We start from the raw sequence: 2,660 nt of genomic DNA on the forward strand, positions 1-2,660 counted from the left end.
TGGCCTCTCGCTCAAGAACACTTCTTTCTAACACATTTGCTGGAATCCAAGCTTGGCCACCTTCCAAAAGTCCCTTCCACAAGCCGGATTTCTCTCGGGCAACCCCAGCCGTGTTGAGCAGAAATTCCAAATGGCTCTCCCCGATGCTTGTCAGTAAACCAACAGTTGGTTGAGATACCTTGGCTAGTGTTTCGATCTCTCCGAAGTGGTTTGTTCCCATTTCAACTACCCACCAACTTGTATCCAGTGGGGCTGATAGAAGCGTTAGGGGTACACCGATAAAGTTGTTGTAATTGCCCTGAGTTGCGTGGGTAGTAGCATCCAGGCTTTGGCAAAGATGTCGGGCGATCTCCTTGGTTGTTGTCTTGCCGTTACTACCAGTGATCCCCAATACATGGCCAGAGAAGCGTTTGCGGTAGTCGGCAGCCCAGCCCAACAGCGCCTGATTGGGAGAGGCAACTTCAATCCGGGGTGCTTGTTGTAGTTCGGCAGGGAGGCGTTCCGCAGAGGCAATCAATCCAGCAGCACCATGAGCCATTGCCTGGGCTGCGTAGGAGTGGCCATCGCTGTTTTCTCCCTGTAGACAGACAAACCATTGTCCAGGCTGGATCTTGCGAGAGTCCGTGGTTAATCCAGAGACCTTTGTCTGTGGATCAACATGCTGTGAGGAGCCTTGGAGAGCAGGAGCTAGTTCATGAACGGTGTAAGGCAGCATCAATTACTCAGATGACGCAATACATCCTCTACCATATTGGGGCTACCAATGTAAAAAGGTACTCGCTGGTGCAGTTTTTGTGGCTCAATCTCCAGGATGCGCTGTGTTCCATCGCTCGCCATGCCTCCCGCTTGTTCAGCAAGCAGAGCCAAGGCGTTGCACTCATACATTAGGCGTAGCTTGCCTTGAGGAGCCTTTTGAGTGGGTGGATACAGATAGATCCCACCTTTGAGCAGATTGCGGTGGAAGTCGGCAACCAAGGAACCAATGTAGCGACCCTGAAAGTTCTGATCCCGACAAGATTCCAGATAGGCTTGGATTCGTGGACAGAAGTGATTGAAGTTTCCTTCGTTGCAGGAATAGATTTTTCCGCTGTCTGGAAAGCGTAGTTGTGTGTGCGAGAGAAAAAATTCTCCAAGAGATGGTTCGTAGGTGATGGCGTTCACGCCATGCCCAGTGGTCAGCACCAGGATGGTCGAAGAACCGTAGAGTACGTAACCGCTGGCCAACTGTTGAGAGCCTGCCTGGAGTGCATCCTCCATGGTCGGGCTTGTACCGCGCTGCGTACGTCTGCGGTAGATCGAGAAGATGGTGCCAATCGAGACATTGACGCCAATGTTGCTGGAACCATCCAGTGGATCAATTGCAACCACATACTTTGCCTGCTCATTACCGGTGTGGACCAGTTCATCTTCTTCCTCAGAGATGATGCAGCAGACCTTACCTCCCAGGCGCAAAGCTCGTGCGAAGCGAGTATTGGCAATCACATCCAGCTTCTGTTGATCTTCTCCCTGAATATTTTCCACTCCGGCACTACCTTCCAAGCTGATCAGTCCGGCCCGGTTGATGTCACGGTTGATGATCTTGGCGGCTAGAGATATATCTGCAAGTAGCTGAGTGAAGTCTCCTTTTGCTTGGGGATAGTTTCGTTGTTCGTTGGCGATGAATCGTTGTAATGTGACTCCGACGGGAGCAGAGAGCTGATTGATTGTTGAAGTGACAGGCATCAGATACTCTAAGGAGGAATCAGGAGCGATGATTGGGTTCAACATAGCGCTGCCTCGCTAAACAGTAGGAAATAACGTACGACGAAATTTGGTCAAGCAAATCATCAAATACTGCGCCTTTCTGTAAGGAACTAAAATAAATTTTTAAAAAACGATCATGAAATCAAATAATTCAGGGTGATTTATTAATTCATTTTGGGTGAGCTTAGAGGAAAGTGATTTATCAGAATTGCTTCAGGTCATGGCAATCTATGAATGGTTCATCCATACATTTCGATCAAGCCTGCATACGGCGCATTCTACTTTGGTGAAGTAGCGATATTCGACCAAGCAGAATCCAAGTTTTTCATAGAAACTTCGGGCTCTAGTGTTGGAAGCCATCGGATCAATCAGGATAGAGTTCACCCTTTCATCAGCAAAGCAGCGTTCCAGTGCCAGTTCCATCATCTCCTTGCCAAACCCACGGCCAATGTAAGCTTCTTCACCAATCCAGATGTCGATAGCTTAAGTCACTCGCACACTCTCCCCTTTAGTATTCCTCTTCCTGGGCCAGATCAATGATCTGCAGAAAGCCAATTGGAAGGCCTTTTACCTCGGTTAGATCTGGGTGATCAATTTCTGGCCTCATCGCAAAAGTTTGGTTAGTTAACACGTAGCTGGAAAGGATGTGAAATAGCCGCGTATGATAATGCGCAGAGGGGGAACATCGGATGTATTCCCCTGAAGTCGACAACAGAATTCCAAAGCAGCAAAGATTTAATTCTTGACATGATCTAAAATTAATGCAGATGCCACGTAAATAAAAGTTCAGATCATCGTCGGAATTCACTACACCGGTGGTTGAAATTTTCAATCGACCTACCAGTAATACTCTTAATACTCTGCTCTAGCCCAAATCCAGCACCTCAAGGGCTATTCCTGTCAATCAGAGTATCCAA

At 48.1% G+C, this 2,660-nt stretch carries 4 protein-coding genes; all 4 read right to left on the reverse strand.

The window, feature by feature from the left end; all coding sequences use genetic code 11:
- Window positions 1–715 (reverse strand): UDP-N-acetylmuramoyl-tripeptide--D-alanyl-D-alanine ligase (gene murF / locus P8O70_08635; protein MDG2196943.1); only part of this gene is annotated, 715 nt, incomplete at its 3' end.
- Complete coding sequence (fbp, locus tag P8O70_08640; protein ID MDG2196944.1) at window positions 715–1,722, reverse strand: class 1 fructose-bisphosphatase; 1,008 nt, start codon at window positions 1,720–1,722, stop codon at window positions 715–717. The genes fbp and murF, both read right to left, overlap by 1 nt.
- A gap of 249 nt (window positions 1,723–1,971) precedes the next feature.
- A complete protein-coding gene (locus P8O70_08645; GenBank protein MDG2196945.1) occupies window positions 1,972–2,211 on the reverse strand; it encodes a GNAT family N-acetyltransferase in 240 nt (79 codons plus the stop codon).
- Between the two features lie 40 nt (window positions 2,212–2,251).
- Entirely contained in the window at window positions 2,252–2,455 is a 204-nt protein-coding gene (locus P8O70_08650) for a hypothetical protein (protein ID MDG2196946.1), read from the reverse strand.
- Window positions 2,456–2,660: the final 205 nt, after the last annotated feature.

This window comes from SAR324 cluster bacterium (assembly GCA_029245725.1).
In the GTDB taxonomy this organism is placed as follows: domain Bacteria; phylum SAR324; class SAR324; order SAR324; family NAC60-12; genus JCVI-SCAAA005.

Coding starts and splice junctions, on each gene's coding strand:
- fbp (MDG2196944.1), bottom strand. CDS start 1,722: ATGCCTGTCACTTCAACAATCAATCAGCTCTCTGCTCCCGTCGGAGTC.